This is a genomic window from Caldimonas caldifontis (assembly GCF_002930615.1).
Classification (GTDB): Bacteria; Pseudomonadota; Gammaproteobacteria; order Burkholderiales; family Burkholderiaceae_C; genus Caldimonas; species Caldimonas caldifontis.
Map to the genome: position 1 here is coordinate 26,968 of NZ_PSNX01000017.1, position 16,226 is coordinate 43,193.

The following is a 16,226-nucleotide window of genomic DNA, read 5'->3' on the forward strand; positions in this document are numbered from 1 at the left end:
ATTGACGTTGACGTAAACGTCAATCCAACCCTGAACCCACAGGCAGTACCGAGATGACCGACCTTTCCGCCGAATACCAGGCCCTGGCCGCGTACCGTCCGACCCACAAGGTGCGTTTCGTCACCGCCGCCTCGCTCTTTGACGGGCATGACGCCTCGATCAACATCATGCGGCGCATCCTGATGAGCATGGGCGCCGAGGTGATCCACCTGGGTCACAACCGCTCGGTGGACGAGGTGGTGACCGCCGCTTTGCAGGAGGACGCCCATGGCATCGCGATCAGCTCCTACCAAGGCGGGCACGTCGAATACTTCAAGTACATGGTGGACCTGCTGCGCCAGCGCGGCGGGGGACACATCCAGGTGTTCGGCGGCGGTGGCGGCGTGATCGTGCCGGCCGAGATCCGCGAACTGCAGGACTACGGCGTGGCGCGCATCTACAGCCCCGAGGACGGCCAGCGCATGGGCCTGCAGGGCATGATCGGCGAGATGCTGATGCGCGCCGACCAGGACCTCTCGGTGCACGCGCCGCGCGACCTGGCCGCCCTGCAGGGCGGCACCGAGACCGCCTGGCGCGCATTGGCCCAACTCATCACGGCGCTCGAGGCAGGCGCCACCCCTGCGGCCCTGCGCGACGCCTTGCATGCCGAGGCCGCCCAGGCACGCATTCCGGTCCTGGGCATCACCGGCACGGGCGGGGCAGGCAAATCCAGTCTGACCGACGAGCTCATCCGCCGTTTCCGCCTCGACCAGGACGACGCGCTGCGCATCGCCGTCATCAGCATCGACCCCTCACGCCGCAAGAGCGGCGGCGCCCTGCTGGGCGACCGCATCCGCATGAATGCGATCGCCCCCTGGCAGCAAGGCGCGCGTGTGTACATGCGCTCGCTGGCCACGCGCGAGGCCGGCAGCGAGATCAGCCAGGCCCTGCCCGACGTGGTCGCGGCCTGCAAGGTGGCCGGCTTCGACCTCGTGATCGTCGAGACCTCGGGCATCGGCCAGGGCGATGCGGCCATCGTGCCGCACGTGGATGTGCCGATGTACGTGATGACACCCGAATTCGGCGCGGCCAGCCAGCTCGAGAAGATCGACATGCTCGATTTCGCCGAATTCGTGGCGATCAACAAGTTCGACCGCAAGGGCGCTCTCGACGCCCTGCGCGACGTGGCCAAGCAGGTGCAGCGCAACAAGGAAGCCTTCGGAAAACGCCCCGAGGACATGCCCGTGTTCGGCACCATGGCCAGTCGCTTCAATGACGATGGCGTGACCGCCCTGTACCAGGCGCTGTGCCCCCGCCTGGCCGAGCTGGGCCTGCCCGTGAAGGCCGGGCGCCTGCCGGCCGTGACCACGCGCCACAGCACCCACCAGAATCCCATCGTGCCGCCCGCACGCACCCGCTACCTGGCCGAGATCGCCGACACGGTGCGCGGCTACAAGGCGCGGGCACGCAAGCAATCGGCCCTGGCCCGCGAGATCCAGCAACTGCGCGCCTCGGCCCGCATGCTCAAGGAAGCCATCCCTGAGAAGAACAAGGCCGTCGAAGCACTCACCGAACAGGCCGAGCGTCGAGAAGCGCAGCTCGAACCGACGGCGAAGAAGCTGCTGGCCCAGTGGCCGCAGATGCAGCAGGCCTACGCGGGCGACGAGTATGTCGTGAAGATCCGCGACAAAGAGATCCGCACGACCCTCGTGCACACCACCCTGAGCGGCAACAAGATCCGCAAGGTCGCCCTGCCCACCTACGAGGACGACGGCGAACGCCTGAAGTGGCTGATGCTGGAGAACGTGCCCGGCAGCTTCCCCTACACCGCCGGCACCTTCGCCTTCAAACGTGAGGGCGAGGACCCCACGCGCATGTTCGCCGGAGAAGGCGATCCGGCGCGCACCAACCGGCGCTTCAAGCTGCTGTCCGAAGGCATGCCGGCCAAGCGCCTGTCCACCGCCTTCGACTCGGTGACGCTCTACGGCGCCGACCCCGACCCGCGCCCGGACATTTACGGCAAGGTGGGCAACTCGGGCGTGTCCATCGCCACGTTGGATGACATGAAGGTGCTGTATGACGGCTTCGACCTGTGCAACCCGAGCACCTCGGTGTCGATGACCATCAACGGTCCGGCACCCACCATCCTGGCGATGTTCATGAACACCGCCATCGACCAGCAGCTCGACAAGTTCCGCGCCGACAACGGCCGCGAGCCCACCGATGACGAGGCCCAGAAGATCCGCGAATGGGTGCTCGAGAACGTGCGCGGCACCGTGCAGGCCGACATCCTGAAGGAAGACCAGGGCCAGAACACCTGCATCTTCTCGACCGAGTTCAGCCTGAAGGTGATGGGCGACATCGCCGAGTACTTCGTGCACCACAAGGTGCGCAACTTCTATTCGGTGTCGATCAGCGGCTATCACATTGCCGAAGCCGGGGCCAATCCGATCAGCCAGCTGGCCTTCACGCTGTCCAACGGCTTCACCTTCGTGGAAGCCTATCTGGCGCGTGGCATGCACATCGACGACTTCGCCCCCAACCTCAGCTTCTTCTTCAGCAACGGCATGGACCCGGAGTACACCGTGCTCGGCCGCGTGGCGCGGCGCATCTGGGCCGTGGCGATGAAGGAGAAGTACGGTGCCAACGAGCGCAGCCAGAAGCTCAAGTACCACATTCAGACCAGCGGCCGATCCCTGCATGCGCAGGAGATCGCCTTCAACGACATCCGCACCACGCTGCAGGCGCTGATCGCCATCTACGACAACTGCAACAGCCTGCACACCAACGCCTACGACGAGGCGATCACCACGCCCACCGAGGAATCGGTGCGCCGTGCGATGGCCATCCAGCTCATCATCAACCGCGAGTGGGGCCTGGCGAAGAACGAGAACCCCAACCAGGGCGCCTTCATCATCGACGAACTCACCGAGCTGGTGGAAGAGGCCGTGCTGGCCGAGTTCGAGAAGATCGCCGAGCGCGGCGGTGTGCTGGGTGCGATGGAAACCGGCTACCAGCGCGGCAAGATCCAGGAAGAGAGCATGCACTACGAGATGCTCAAGCACACCGGCGAGCTGCCCATCATCGGCGTGAACACCTTCCGCAACCCGCATGGCGACCCCATCCCCGAGTCGCTGGAGCTGGCGCGCTCCACCGAGTCAGAAAAGCAGTCGCAGCTCGCACGTCTGGCCGATTTCCACGCCCGTCATGCCCACGAGGCGCCGGCCATGCTGCAGCGCCTGCAGCAGGCGGTGATCGCCAACCGCAACGTCTTCGAGGTGCTGATGGACGCCGTGCGCTGCTGCTCGCTCGGCCAGATCACCCATGCCCTCTTCGAGGTGGGCGGGCAGTACCGACGCAACATGTGACCCCCCTGCTGCGGGGTTGCCGGCGTGGGCGGTCCGGCCAGAATGCGGGCATGGTTCTGCCTGCCCTGCGATCCCTGTGCTGGCTGCTGGCTCTGGTCAGCGGCCCGGCGCTGGCCGTGGTGGACCCGGCCACGGGCCGCTGGACGCCCGGCATCGGCGACCCCACCGTGATGGGCTGGCTCACGGTGCTGGCCTACCTCGGGGCGGGCGGCCTGGCCCTGGTGAACCTGCAGGCAGCGCGTCGCACGCGGCTGGCCTGGCACTACTGGGCAGCACTGGCGGCCTTGATGGCCCTGCTCGCGCTGAACAAGCAGCTCGACCTGCAGACCTGGTTCACGCAGTTCGGGCGCGATCTGGCGCTGTCGCAAGGCTGGTACGACAACCGGCGTGTCGTGCAGGTCGCCTTCATCCTGCTGCTGGCGGGTGCCGCCGCCGGGGTCTCGGTCCTGTTGTGGCAACAGCTGCGTCAGAGCTGGAGGGGCTATCGGCTGAGCGCGGTGGGTGTGGCCGTCCTGATGACCTTCATCGTGATCCGCGCCGCCACCTTCCACCACATCGACATCCTGCTCGGCTGGGGTCTGGCAGGCGTCAACCTGAACCACCTGCTCGAGCTGGGAGCGATCGGGCTGATCGCGGCCGGGGCCTGGCAATGGCGCAAGTTCCACCGCAAGACCGTGCGCGATTTCTTCCTGCGGCACATCGGCGTGATGCGCTGAGTGCGCTTACTCCTGCAGCCCGCGGACCACCTGGCGCTGCAGGCCCTGCAGATCGAGCACACGCAGGCCACCGTATTCGATGCGGATGAGCCCAAGGTCCTGCAGCACATGCAGGGCCTCGTTCACCCGCTGGCGCGACAGGCCCACCAGCGCACCCAGCTCCTGCTGCGTGATGCGCAGCAGGTGGCCCACGCCGGGGTAGAGCACCGGATGGAAGAGCGCCGCCAGGCTGCGTGCCACCCGGGCATCCGGGTCGTTCATGCGGTCGATCTCGCGCGCGGCGATGAACTGGCCCAGGCGCTCGTTGAGCTGGCGCATCACGAACCGGTTGAAGGCAATGCTGTTGTCCAGCAGCCAATGGAAGGTCTCGATGTCCAGCCCCGCCACCGTGCTGCGGCGCAAGGCCTGCACGTTGTAGCGGTAGGGTTCTCGCTTGAGCAGCGTGCCTTCGCCGAACCAGGCGCCCGGCGGCAAGCCGGCGAAGGTGATGGGCGTGCCAGCCGACGAGTCGTTGCTCATCTTGAGCAGGCCGTCGATCACGCCGAACCAGTAGGTGGGGGCCTTGCCGATGCGGCACACGAGATCGCCCGGCTCGGTCTGCACCACCTGGATGCGCGAGGCTGCCAGCTGACGGTCGCGGTCGTCGAGATGGGCCAGCCAGGGCACATCAGCCAGCTCGGCCTCGCTGGCCGCACGGGCCCGGCGCAGCAGGGCGCCGGCCGGCGGCAGGTGGTTCTCCGGAGCGTCGTTGATCACGGCGGCAGGCACGGGTTATTCCCCAGGGGGGCGACCCTAGGATTGTCGTTACAACGACAACATGGCGTCAAACCCCCGCCTAGCATCCCTGGCATGCAATGAGTCGGCACACGTCTGCCGGCTCCACCAGGAGACCACGGTGCAGACCACCTTTCCGAAGCTCTTGCTCGAGCATGCGGCCCGCCGCCCCGGTGCCCCCGCCCTGCGCGAGAAGGAATATGGCATCTGGCAGACCCTGAGCTGGGCCGACCTGGCCACGCTGGTTCGCCACCTCGCCTGCGGCCTCTCTCAGGCCGGCCTGCAACGCGGCCAGCATGTGGTGGTGGTGGGTGAAAACCGGCCGCGCCTGTACGCCACGATGCTGGCCGCCCAGTCGCTGGGGGCCATCCCCGTGCCGCTGTACCAGGACGCGGTCGCGGCCGAGTTTGTGTACCCGATCAACAACGCAGAGATTGCGTTCGCCGTCGTCGAGGACCAGGAGCAGGTGGACAAGATGCTCGAAGTGCGCGAGCAGTGCCCACAACTCACGCATATCTGGTACGACGACCCGCGCGGCCTGCGCAACTACCGCGAGCGCGGCCTGGCTTCTCTGGACGAGCTGATCGACGCCGGCCGCGGGTTCGATGCCGCGCATCCAGGATTCTTTCAGTCGGAGGTGGACAAGGCCGGGCCCGAGGATGTGGCCGCGATGTTCTTCACCTCGGGCACCACCGGCAACCCCAAGGGCGTGGTGCACACCCACCACGCGCTGATCGACCGTGCCCAGGCCGGCGCGACCTTCGACAAGCTCACGTCCGACGAAGAAGTGCTGGCCTACCTGCCGCCGGCCTGGATCGGCCAGAACTGCTTCAGCTACGCCCAGTGGCTGGTGTGCGGTTACGTGGTGAATTGCCCCGAATCGGCCTCCACCGTGATGATCGATCTCAAGGAAATCGGCCCGACCTACTACTTCGCGCCGCCGCGCATCTTCGAAGGCCTGCTCACCAGTGTGATGATCCGCATGGAAGATGCCGGCCGCTTCAAGCGCTGGCTCTTTCGCCGGTTCATGGACGTGGCTCGCCGCGTGGGCCCGGCCCGCATGGACGGCAAGGCGATCTCGCTGGGCGATCGCCTGCAGTATGCCCTGGGCAACATCCTCATCTACGGTCCGCTGCGCAACAACCTGGGCATGAGTCGCATCCGGGTGGCCTACACGGCCGGCGAGGCCATCGGACCGGATCTCTTCACCTTCTACCGTTCCATCGGCATCAACCTCAAGCAGCTCTATGGCTCCACCGAGACCGCCGTGTTCGTCTGCCTTCAGCCTGACCATGAGGTGAAGCCCGACACGGTGGGCGTGCCCATCGACGGCGTGGAGATCAAGCTCGACGACAACGGCGAACTGCTGATCCGCTCGCCCGGCCTGCTCAAGGAGTACTACAAGAACCCCCAGGCCACGGCCGAGGTCAAGACCGCTGACGGCTGGTATCGCAGTGGCGACGCCGGCTTCCTGGACGCCACCGGGCACCTGAAGATCATCGACCGGGCCAAGGACGTGGGCCGCATGGCCGACGGCTCGATGTTCGCGCCCAAGTACATCGAGAACAAGCTCAAGTTCTTCCCCCACATCAAGGAAGCCGTGGCCTTCGGAGACCGGCGCGACAAGGTCTGCGCCTTCATCAACATCGACTTCGAAGCCGTGGGCAACTGGGCCGAGAAGCGCAACCTGCCCTATGCCGGGTACACCGACCTGGCGCAGAAGGCCGAGGTCTATGAGCTCATCCGCGAGTGCGTGGAAAAGGTCAACGCAGACCTCGCCCAGGACGAAAAGCTCGCGGGCAGCCAGATCAGCCGCTTCCTGATCCTGCACAAGGAACTCGACGCCGACGACGGCGAGCTCACCCGCACGCGCAAGGTGCGCCGTGGCTACATCGGCGACAAGTACAGCGTTCTCGTCGATGCGCTCTACGGCGGCAAGACCTCGCAGTACATCGAGACCCAGGTCAAGTTCGAGGACGGCCGCACCGGCGTGGTCTCGGCCGACCTGCGCATCGCCGACACCCAGACCTTCCCCACCGTGAAGAGGGCCGCCTGATGACCAACGCCACCGCACTGCGTGCGCCCCTGCCCGTCCCGGGCGATGTCCAGGCAGCCAACGATGCTGCACCGCCCGTGTCCAGCCGCAAGATCGGCGACATCATCCTGGACGTCCAGAACATCTCGCTCGCCTTCGGCGGCGTCAAGGCGCTCACCGACATCAGCTTCAACGTCCGTGAGCACGAGATCCGCGCCATCATCGGCCCCAACGGCGCCGGCAAGAGCTCGATGCTCAACTGCATCAACGGTGTCTACCAGCCGCAGCAAGGCTCGATCACTTTCCGCGGCAAGACCTTCAAGCACATGAACTCGCGCCAGGTGGCCGAGATGGGTGTCGCGCGCACCTTCCAGAACCTGGCCCTGTTCAAGGGCATGAGTGTGCTCGACAACATCATGACCGGGCGCAACCTGCGCATGAAGAGCAACCTCTTCTGGCAGGCATTGCGCTGGGGCCCCGCCGAGCGCGAGGAGATCGCCCACCGCGAGTTCGTCGAGCGCATCATCGACTTCCTCGAGATCCAGGCCTATCGCAAGACGCCGGTGGGCCGCCTGCCCTATGGCCTGCAAAAGCGCGTCGACCTCGGCCGCGCGCTGGCGATGGAACCCCAGGTGCTGCTGCTCGACGAGCCCATGGCCGGCATGAACGTGGAGGAGAAGCAGGACATGTGCCGCTTCATCCTCGACGTGAACGACGAGTTCGGCACCACCATCGTGCTGATCGAGCACGACATGGGTGTGGTGATGGACATCTCCGACCGGGTCGTCGTGCTCGACTACGGCAAGAAGATCGGCGACGGCACCCCCGACGAGGTGCGCAGCAATCCCGAGGTCATCAAGGCCTACCTGGGCACCAGTCACTGAGGATCGACGATGGGCTTTTTCCTGGAAACCCTGTTTGGCGGCCTGATGGCTGGCATGCTGTATTCGCTCATCGCCCTGGGCTTCGTGCTCATCTTCAAGGCTTCGGGCGTCTTCAACTTCGCGCAGGGCGCGATGGTGCTCTTTGCCGCACTGGCCATGGCGCGCTTCTCGGAGTGGATCCCGGGATGGACCGGGATCGAAAGCCGCCTGGTGGCCAACGTCGGCGCGTTCTTGCTGGCCATGGCCCTGATGGTGATCGTGGCCTGGCTGATCGAGAAACTGGTGCTGGGCAAGCTCGTCAACCAGGAAGGCATCACGCTGCTGATGGCCACCCTGGGCATCACCTACTTCCTCGACGGTGCGGGCCAGACCCTCTTCGGCTCGGAGATCTACAAGATCGACGTAGGGCTTCCCAAGGACCCGCTCTTCCTCTTCGAGAGCACCTTCGAGGGCGGTGTGCTGATCGGCAAGGAAGACCTCTACGCCGCCGGCATCGCTGCTGCGCTGGTGGTCGTGCTCACACTCTTCTTCCAGAAGACCGGCACCGGGCGAGCGCTGCGTGCCGTGGCCGATGACCACCAGGCCGCCCAGTCCATCGGCATCCCCCTGAGCCGCATCTGGGTCATCGTGTGGAGTGTGGCCGGCTTCGTGGCGCTGGTGGCCGGGATCATCTGGGGCAGCAAGCTGGGCGTGCAGTTCTCGCTGTCGCTCGTGGCGCTCAAGGCCTTGCCGGTCGTGATCCTGGGAGGCCTCACCTCGGTGCCTGGCGCCATCATCGGTGGCCTGATCATCGGCGTGGGTGAAAAACTCTCGGAGATCTACCTCGGCCCCATGCTGGGCGGCGGCATCGAGATCTGGTTCGCCTACGTCCTGGCCCTCGTCTTCCTGCTGTTCCGGCCGCAAGGTCTGTTCGGCGAGAAGATCATCGATCGCGTCTGAGCGAGAAGGAGAACAAGATGCTCTACCGTGAAAACGGCCAGTTCAAGACCAGCTACCAGGCCGACCAGCAGATCTTCCCGATCAGCCAGGACCGCCTCGCGATCGCGCTGCTCATCGCCGTGGCCGCCATCGTCGTGCCGGCCTTTGCCTCGGAATACATGTTCCGGGCCATCCTCATCCCCTTCCTGATCCTGTCGCTCGCCGCGCTGGGTCTGAACATCCTCGTGGGCTACTGCGGGCAGGTGTCGCTGGGTACGGGCGCCTTCATGGCCGTGGGCGCCTATGCCGCCTACAACTTCCAGGTCCGGGTCGAGGGCATGCCGCTCGTCGCCTCGCTGCTCATGGGTGGCGTGTGCGCCACCGCCGTGGGCGTGCTCTTCGGCATTCCTTCCCTGCGCATCAAGGGCCTGTACCTGGCCGTGGCCACACTGGCTGCCCAGTTCTTCGCCGACTGGGCCTTCCTGCGCATCAGCTGGTTCACCAACCACTCGCCTTCGGGTTCGGTGTCGGTGGGCTCGCTGCAGGCCTTCGGCTGGCGCATCGACACACCGGTGGAAAAGTACCTCTTCTGCCTCATGTTCGTGGTGGTCTTCGCCCTGCTGGCCAAGAACCTGGTGCGCAGCGCCATCGGGCGGGAATGGATGGCCATCCGGGACATGGACGTGGCGGCCAGCGTGATCGGCATCCGTCCCATCTATGCCAAGCTCACCGCCTTTGCCGTCAGCTCCTTCATCGTGGGCGTGGCCGGTGCGCTGTGGGGCTTCGTGCATCTGGGTTCGTGGGAACCGGCGGCTTTCGGCATCGACCGCTCCTTCCAGTTGCTCTTCATGGTGATCATCGGTGGGCTGGGCTCCATCATGGGCAGCTTCTTCGGCGCTGCCTTCATCGTGGTGCTGCCCATCTTCCTGAACCAGGCCCTGCCGGCCCTCGGCAGCCTGGTGGGGCTGAGCATCAGCACCGCCGCCGTGGCGCACACCGAGCTGATGATCTTCGGCAGCCTGATCGTGTTCTTCCTGATCGTTGAACCCCACGGCCTCGCCCGGCTGTGGTCCATTGGCAAGGAGAAGCTGCGCCTGTGGCCCTTCCCTCACTGACCCCCGATTCCCTGATTCGGATGGCCGACGGGCCGCTCGGAAACCCGCGCACTGACGAGTGCACTTAGAAGCAGTTCCATCTCTGGAGGCAGACAATGAAGACCCGTTCCCTGACCTTGGCTGTCGCACTGGCTCTGGCCGGTGCGGGCTCCCTGGGCACCTCGGTGGCGTTCGCGCAGGACAAGGTGCAGTTCTTTCCCAGCCTGACGGGTCGCACCGGCCCGGTTGCGCCGAACGCCACGCCCTTCGCCAACGGCTACGCCGACTACATGAAGCTGGTCAACGCCCGTGGAGGCATCAACGGCGTGATGACGCTGGTGGAAGAGTGCGAAACCGCCTACGCCACCGACCGGGGCGTGGAATGCTATGAACGCCTGAAGGGCCGGCATGGCGGCGCCACCGTGTTCCAGCCGCTGTCCACGGGCATCACCTTCGCGCTCACCGAGAAGATCCCCAACGACAAGATCCCGATGATCACCTCCGGCTACGGCCGCAGCGACTCGGCCGACGGCGGCGTCTTCAAGTGGAACTTCCCGCTGATCGGCCACTACTGGGTGGCTGGCGACGTGGTGCTGCAGCACATCGCCAAGAAAGAAGGCGGCTGGGACAAGCTCAAGGGCAAGAAGATTGCCGTGGTCTACCACGACAGTCCCTTCGGCAAGGAGCTGCTGCCCATCGTCCAGGAGCGCTCCAAGATGCACGGCTTCGAGGTCCAGCTCCTGCCGGTGCCGGCACCCGGCGTGGAGCAGAAAGCCACCTGGCTGCAGATCCGCCAGCAGCGCCCCGACTTCGTGATCATGCAGACCTGGGGCGTGATGACCTCGACGGCCCTCAAGGAAGCCGTGGCCACCGGCTATCCGCGTGAGCGCATGTTCGGCACCTGGTGGTCGGGCGCCGAACCCGATGTGCGCGACGTGGGCGCCGCCGCCAAGGGTTACAACGCCGTGATGATGCAGCACGGCGCCGAGTTCGATGCGCCGGTCGTGAAGGAGATCCTCGAGAAGGTGCACGGCAAGGGCCAGGGCACCGGCCCGCGCGAAGAAGTCGGCACCGTGCTCTACATGCGCGGCGTGGTGGGCGCAATGCTGGCAGTCGAAGGCGCCCGTGCCGCCCAGGAAAAGTTCGGCAAGGGCAAGCCGGTGACCGGGGAGCAAGCCCGCTGGGGGTATGAGAACCTCAACCTCACGCAGGCCAAGCTGGACAGTCTGGGCTTCAAGGGCGTGCTGCGGCCCATCTCCACCAGCTGTGCCGACCACATGGGCTCGGCCTGGGCCCGGGTGCACACCTGGGACGGCAGCAAGTTCGTCTGGGCCTCCGACTGGCTGCAGGCCGATGACCAGATCATCAGGCCCATGGTCCGCGCCTCGGCGGACAAGTACGCAGCCGAGAAGAAGATCCAGCGCCGCGCGCCTTCGGATTGTCAGAGCTGACCCACCCCCTACGCGCTTTGCGTGCCCCCTCAAGGGGGCACCGCCAGCGGACCGGCCAAGCCGGTTCCGCGGTGCATGCTTGACAAGGACAGTGCAATGTCGACACCGCTACTCAATGTGAACGGCATCGAGGTCATCTACAACCACGTGATCCTCGTGCTCAAGGGCGTCTCGCTGCAGGTGCCCGAAGGGCGTATCGTGGCCCTTCTGGGTGGCAACGGCGCCGGCAAGACCACCACGCTGCGCGCCGTGAGCAACCTGCTCGCCGGCGAGCGCGGCGAAGTCACCAAGGGGTCGATCACACTGCGTGACGAGCGCATCGAGAAGCTCTCCACCGCCGACATGGTCGAACGCGGCGTGATCCAGGTGATGGAAGGCCGGCACTGCTTCGGCCACCTCACCATCGAGGAGAACCTGATGACCGGCGCCTACACCCGCAAGGACGGCAAGGCGGCGATCAATGCCACGCTGGAGAAGGTCTACAACTACTTCCCCCGGCTCAAGACCCGCCGTACCTCGCAGGCCGCCTACACCTCGGGCGGCGAGCAGCAGATGTGCGCGATCGGTCGTGCGCTGATGGCCAACCCGAAGATGGTGCTGCTCGACGAGCCGTCCATGGGCCTGGCGCCGCAGATCGTCGAAGAGGTGTTCGAGATCGTGAAGGACCTCAATACCAAGGAAGGCACGACCTTCCTGCTGGCCGAGCAGAACACCAACATGGCGCTGCGCTATGCCGACTATGGCTACATCCTCGAGAACGGCCGTATCGTGATGGACGGCGAAGCCAAGGCCCTGGCCGAGAACGAGGACGTCAAGGAGTTCTACCTCGGCATGGGCGGCGGCGATCGCAAGAGCTTCCGCGACGTGAAGAGCTACAAGCGCCGCAAGCGCTGGCTGGCCTGAGCCCATGAGCGCCGACGACTTCTTTGCGCCGCCGCCCTTCAAGCCCGACGCAGCGCTGGTGCAACTCAAGCGCAGCCTGCGCGAGATGAGGCCGCTGGTCGAGCGCGGCGAGGGCTTCGAACTGCAGGGCCAGGCCGTGATCCAGCTGTTGGCCCAGGGTGACCACCTGCTGGTGCGCGTCGCCAAGCAACCCGCGCGCAGCCCCGAGTGGGACACGCGCCAACTGAGGAACGCCGCCGAGGTGCGCAGCTTCACCGACGACGTGAAGCGCCGCCTGGCCCGATGGAGTGAGGAATGAGCGCCACGCCCGAGTTCTTTGACGCGCTGGAGACCCGCGACCCGTCCGAGCGCGAATCGGCCCTGATGGCCGCCCTGCCCCGCCAGATCGCCCACGCCCAGGCCCACGCCCCGGCGTTTGCGCAGCTCCTGGAAGGCATCGAGGCGCAGGCGATCACGAGCCGGGCGGCACTGGCCCGGCTGCCGGTGGTCCGCAAGCACGAGTTGCTGGAGCGGCAGAAGGCCCAGCGCGACAAAGACGTGTTCGGCGGCTTCTCCGCGATCGGCTGGCGAGGTGCCGCGGCTCGTGCCGGGGCCCGTCGCGTGTTCCAGTCTCCCGGCCCCATCTACGAACCCGAAGGACAGGCCGCAGACTACTGGCGCATGGGCCGCGCCCTCTTCGCCGCGGGCTTTCGCCCTGGCGACCTGGCCCACTGCAGCTTCAGCTACCACCTCACCCCGGCCGGCTCCATGATGGAAACCGGCGCCCACGCCGTGGGCTGCACCGTGTTCGCCGGCGGCGTGGGCAACACCGAGCTGCAATTGCAGGCCATGGCCGAGTTGCGCCCCCAGGGCTACATCGGCACGCCCAGCTTCCTGAAGATCCTCCTCGACAAGGCGCAGGAGACCGGGGTGAGCCTGCCCAGCCTGCGCAAGGCGCTGGTCTCGGGCGAAGCCTTCCCGCCGTCACTGCGCGACCACCTGCGCGGCCGCGGCATCGAAGGCTACCAATGCTACGCCACGGCCGACCTCGGCCTGATCGCCTACGAAACCCCGGCCCGCGAAGGCCTCGTGCTCGATGAAAGCGTGATCGTCGAGATCGTGCGCCCCGGCACCGGCGACCCCGTGCCCGAAGGAGAGGTCGGTGAGGTGGTGGTCACCACCCTCAACCCCGACTATCCACTCATCCGCTTCGGCACAGGCGACCTCTCGGCCGTGATGCCCGGGCGCTGCCCCACCGGCCGCACCAACACCCGCATCAGGGGCTGGATGGGCCGGGCCGACCAGACCACCAAGGTGCGCGGCATGTTCGTCCATCCGAGCCAGGTCGCCGAGATCGCGCGACGCCATCCGGAACTGGGGCGGGTGCGGCTGGTGGTGGAAGGCGAGATGGCCCAGGACCGCATGCGCCTGAGTGCCGAATGCGGACAACCGGCCCAGGGTCTGGCCGAACGCGTGGCCGACTCGATCCGGGAGATCACCAAACTGCGCGGCGAGGTCGAGCTCGTGGCCCCCGGCAGCCTGCCCAACGACGGCAAGGTGATCGAAGACGCCCGTCGCTACGACTGACCCCGCGCGGCGCAGGGTTGTTCCAGGGCAATCCCGTAGTCCGGCTTACGTAGTTTCCGGCATGGCACGGCCGTGCTGCCGGCCTAGGATGGCGTCGCTGTACGATTCCCGCTTTTTTCGCCAACCTAGGAGATCAAGCCATGAAACGCCTCTTGCTGGCCGCCACCGCGGCGTTCGCCATGGGCAGTGTTGCCGCCCAGGACTTCCCCGGCAACACCCCCGTCACCTTCGTGGTGCCCTTCGCTGCCGGCGGCCCGACCGACAAAGTGGCTCGTGACCTCGCTGAAGCCATGCGCAAGCATCTGGGCGGCAACATCATCGTGGACAACCGCGCCGGCGCAGGCGGTACGCTGGGCGGCACCTATGTGGCGCAGGCCAAGCCGGACGGTCACACCCTGCTGCTGTGGCACATCGGCATCGCCACATCCCCGGCCCTGTACCGCAACCTCAAGTTCAAGCCGCTGGAAGACTTCGAGTACCTTGGCCTGATCAACGAGGTGCCGATGACCCTGATCGGCCGCCCCAACCTGCCGCCCAACAACTACGCCGAGCTGGTCAAGTGGATCAATGACAACAAAGGCAAGGTCAACCTGGCCAACGCTGGCCTGGGCGCCGCCTCGCACCTGTGCGGCCTGCTGTTCATGTCCCAGCTCAAGGCCGACATGACCACCGTGCCGTACAAGGGTACGGGCCCGGCCATGACCGACCTGATCGGCGGCCAGGTGGATCTGATGTGCGACCAGACCACCAACACCACACCCCAGATCGCCGGCGGCAAGGTCAAGGCCTATGCGGTCACCAGCCCGAAGCGCCTGAACACGCCCGAGCTGCGCAACCTGCCCACGCTGGATGAATCGGGCCTCAAGGGCTTCGACGTGTCGATCTGGCATGGTCTGTACGCGCCCAAGGGCACACCCAAGCCCGTGCTCGACAAGCTGAACGCGGCCCTGAAGGAAGCCCTGAAGGATCCCGAGTTCATCAAGCGCCAGGAAGCCCTGGGCGCCGTGGTGACCACGGACAACCGCGTGAACCCGGCCGAGCACAAGAAGTGGGTCGAGTCCGAGATCAACAAGTGGGGCCCCGTCATCAAGGCGGCCGGTCAGTACGCCGACTGATCCTCACGGCGTCTGCATCGCTCCTCGACGGCCCGCATCCGCGGGCCGTTTTCATTGCGACGCGGCAAAGTTCAAGGCAGGTGGATCGGGATCGTCACCGGCCCGTCATTGACCAGGTGCACCTGCATGTCGGCACCGAACACCCCGGCGGCCACCGGCGCATGCCGCGCCCGGGCGGTCGCCACCACCTGCTCGTACAGCCGTCGCCCCTGATCGGCGGGCGCCGCCCCGGTGAAGCTGGGCCGATTCCCGCCCGACGTATCAGCCGCCAGCGTGAACTGGGAGACGATCAGCAGGCCACCGCCCACGTCCACGACGCTGCGGTTCATCTTGCCCGCCTCGTCGCTGAAGATGCGCAGCTTCAGGAGCTTGTCCACCAGGCGCTGCGCCTGGGTGCGTTCATCCTGGGGCTGCGCGCACACCAGCACCAACAGGCCGGGGCCGATCTGGCCAACCACCTCGCCCGACACTTCCACCCGTGCTTCGCGCACCCGCTGAACCAGGGCCAGCATCAGGGCGCTCCGTGCGTCAGCCCGTCGTGGCCCACGGGCTCCACCGACTGGGGCAGCAACTCGATCGTCACCTTCAGCCCCGGCACAGCCTCCATCAGTGCACGCTCGATGCTGACGCGCCGGGCCGCCGCCTGCGCGAGACTCCAGTGACCCGGCACGTGCATATGGAACTCGCAGAACTTGTACCGCGCCGCCCGGCGTGTGCGCAGGTGGTCGAAGCGGACTTCGTCACTCGCCAGGCCGGCGAGCACCGCGTCGATCGCGGTGTGATCGGCCTCGCCCAGCGCCCGGTCCATCAGGCCATCGATCGAGCGCTGCAGCAGGCTCCAGGCCTCGCGGGTGATGTTCAGTGCCACCGCGATGGCCAGCACCGGGTCCAGCCAGAGCCAGCCGGTCGCCGGCACCAGCAGCACACCAACGGCCACGCCTATCGAGGTCCACACATCGGTCATCAGATGGCGGCCATCGGCCTCCAGGGCGATGGACTCATGCTGGCGTGCGGCTCGCAGCAGCAGCCAGGCCACGCCCCCGTTGATCACGGAACTCACCATCGACAAGGCCACCCCCCAGCCCAGAGCTTCGAGAGGCTGGGGATCGAGCAGGCGCTGCACTGCCGCCCAGATGATGGCCGCGGCCGCGCCCAGGATGAGCAGGCCCTCAAACCCACTGGAGAAATATTCCGCCTTGCCGTGCCCGAAGGGGTGCTCCTCATCGGCCGGCGCGTGAGCCACGGTGACCATGGCCAGGGCGAACACCGCGGCGGCCAAGTTGACGAAGGACTCCATCGCGTCCGACAGCAGGCCCACGGAGCCGGTCACCCACCAGGCCGCCGTCTTCAGGCCGATCGTGGCCACCGCCGCGGCGATGGACAGCTGCAGGTAGTGGGCAACCTTCATCGCACGGGCCCGGTT

At 66.5% G+C, this 16,226-nt stretch carries 14 protein-coding genes; 11 read left to right on the top strand and 3 right to left on the bottom strand.

All coding sequences use genetic code 11. The features are described from left to right. Positions 1–53 precede the first annotated feature (53 nt). A complete protein-coding gene (gene icmF, locus C1704_RS16350; protein WP_104303809.1) occupies positions 54–3,347 on the top strand; it encodes a fused isobutyryl-CoA mutase/GTPase IcmF in 3,294 nt (1,097 codons plus the stop codon). A gap of 50 nt (positions 3,348–3,397) precedes the next feature. Continuing rightward, complete coding sequence (locus C1704_RS16355) at positions 3,398–4,063, top strand: hypothetical protein (protein ID WP_104303810.1); 666 nt, start codon at positions 3,398–3,400, stop codon at positions 4,061–4,063. Between the two features lie 6 nt (positions 4,064–4,069). On the opposite strand, the gene C1704_RS16360 is transcribed toward C1704_RS16355, so the two are convergent. Then, the gene (locus C1704_RS16360; RefSeq protein WP_104303836.1) at positions 4,070–4,816 is read right to left on the bottom strand and encodes a Crp/Fnr family transcriptional regulator; all 747 of its coding nucleotides are present in this window, start codon (positions 4,814–4,816) and stop codon (positions 4,070–4,072) included. A gap of 142 nt (positions 4,817–4,958) precedes the next feature. Here C1704_RS16360 and C1704_RS16365 point away from each other — a divergent pair, with 142 nt between their 5' ends. The 9 genes from C1704_RS16365 (at position 4,959) to C1704_RS16405 (ending at position 14,803) form a co-directional block, all read left to right on the top strand. Next, on the top strand, positions 4,959–6,893 hold the full coding sequence (locus tag C1704_RS16365; RefSeq protein ID WP_104303811.1) for an AMP-dependent synthetase/ligase: 1,935 nt from the start codon (positions 4,959–4,961) through the stop codon (positions 6,891–6,893). A gap of 77 nt (positions 6,894–6,970) precedes the next feature. Further along, the gene (locus tag C1704_RS16370; protein ID WP_104303837.1) at positions 6,971–7,756 is read left to right on the top strand and encodes an ABC transporter ATP-binding protein; all 786 of its coding nucleotides are present in this window, start codon (positions 6,971–6,973) and stop codon (positions 7,754–7,756) included. A gap of 9 nt (positions 7,757–7,765) precedes the next feature. Further along, positions 7,766–8,695 carry a branched-chain amino acid ABC transporter permease gene (locus C1704_RS16375; protein WP_104303812.1) on the top strand — a complete coding sequence of 310 codons (930 nt, stop codon included), beginning with the start codon at positions 7,766–7,768 and terminating at the stop codon, positions 8,693–8,695. Positions 8,696–8,712: 17 nt separating this feature from the next. Continuing rightward, positions 8,713–9,789 carry a branched-chain amino acid ABC transporter permease gene (locus C1704_RS16380; RefSeq protein WP_104303813.1) on the top strand — a complete coding sequence of 359 codons (1,077 nt, stop codon included), beginning with the start codon at positions 8,713–8,715 and terminating at the stop codon, positions 9,787–9,789. A 95-nt stretch (positions 9,790–9,884) separates the two neighbouring features. Then, the gene (locus tag C1704_RS16385; RefSeq protein ID WP_104303814.1) at positions 9,885–11,219 is read left to right on the top strand and encodes an ABC transporter substrate-binding protein; all 1,335 of its coding nucleotides are present in this window, start codon (positions 9,885–9,887) and stop codon (positions 11,217–11,219) included. Positions 11,220–11,315: 96 nt separating this feature from the next. Beyond that, positions 11,316–12,122: an ABC transporter ATP-binding protein gene (locus C1704_RS16390; RefSeq protein WP_104303815.1), complete on the top strand. Its 807-nt coding sequence runs from the start codon at positions 11,316–11,318 to the stop codon at positions 12,120–12,122. Positions 12,123–12,126: 4 nt separating this feature from the next. Continuing rightward, complete coding sequence (locus C1704_RS16395) at positions 12,127–12,420, top strand: hypothetical protein (RefSeq protein WP_104303816.1); 294 nt, start codon at positions 12,127–12,129, stop codon at positions 12,418–12,420. Then, entirely contained in the window at positions 12,417–13,688 is a 1,272-nt protein-coding gene (locus C1704_RS16400; protein ID WP_104303817.1) for a phenylacetate--CoA ligase family protein, read from the top strand. Before C1704_RS16395 ends, C1704_RS16400 begins: the two co-directional genes overlap by 4 nt. A 140-nt stretch (positions 13,689–13,828) precedes the next feature. Then, complete coding sequence (locus C1704_RS16405) at positions 13,829–14,803, top strand: tripartite tricarboxylate transporter substrate-binding protein (RefSeq protein ID WP_104303818.1); 975 nt, start codon at positions 13,829–13,831, stop codon at positions 14,801–14,803. A 71-nt stretch (positions 14,804–14,874) separates the two neighbouring features. Here the strand turns inward: C1704_RS16405 and dtd are convergent, their stop codons facing one another. Together dtd and C1704_RS16415 are read right to left on the bottom strand one after the other, a co-directional pair. Next, positions 14,875–15,315: a D-aminoacyl-tRNA deacylase gene (gene dtd / locus C1704_RS16410; RefSeq protein ID WP_104303819.1), complete on the bottom strand. Its 441-nt coding sequence runs from the start codon at positions 15,313–15,315 to the stop codon at positions 14,875–14,877. After that, complete coding sequence (locus tag C1704_RS16415) at positions 15,315–16,211, bottom strand: cation diffusion facilitator family transporter (protein WP_104303820.1); 897 nt, start codon at positions 16,209–16,211, stop codon at positions 15,315–15,317. The genes dtd and C1704_RS16415 overlap by 1 nt, the downstream gene beginning before the upstream one ends. Positions 16,212–16,226 lie beyond the last annotated feature (15 nt).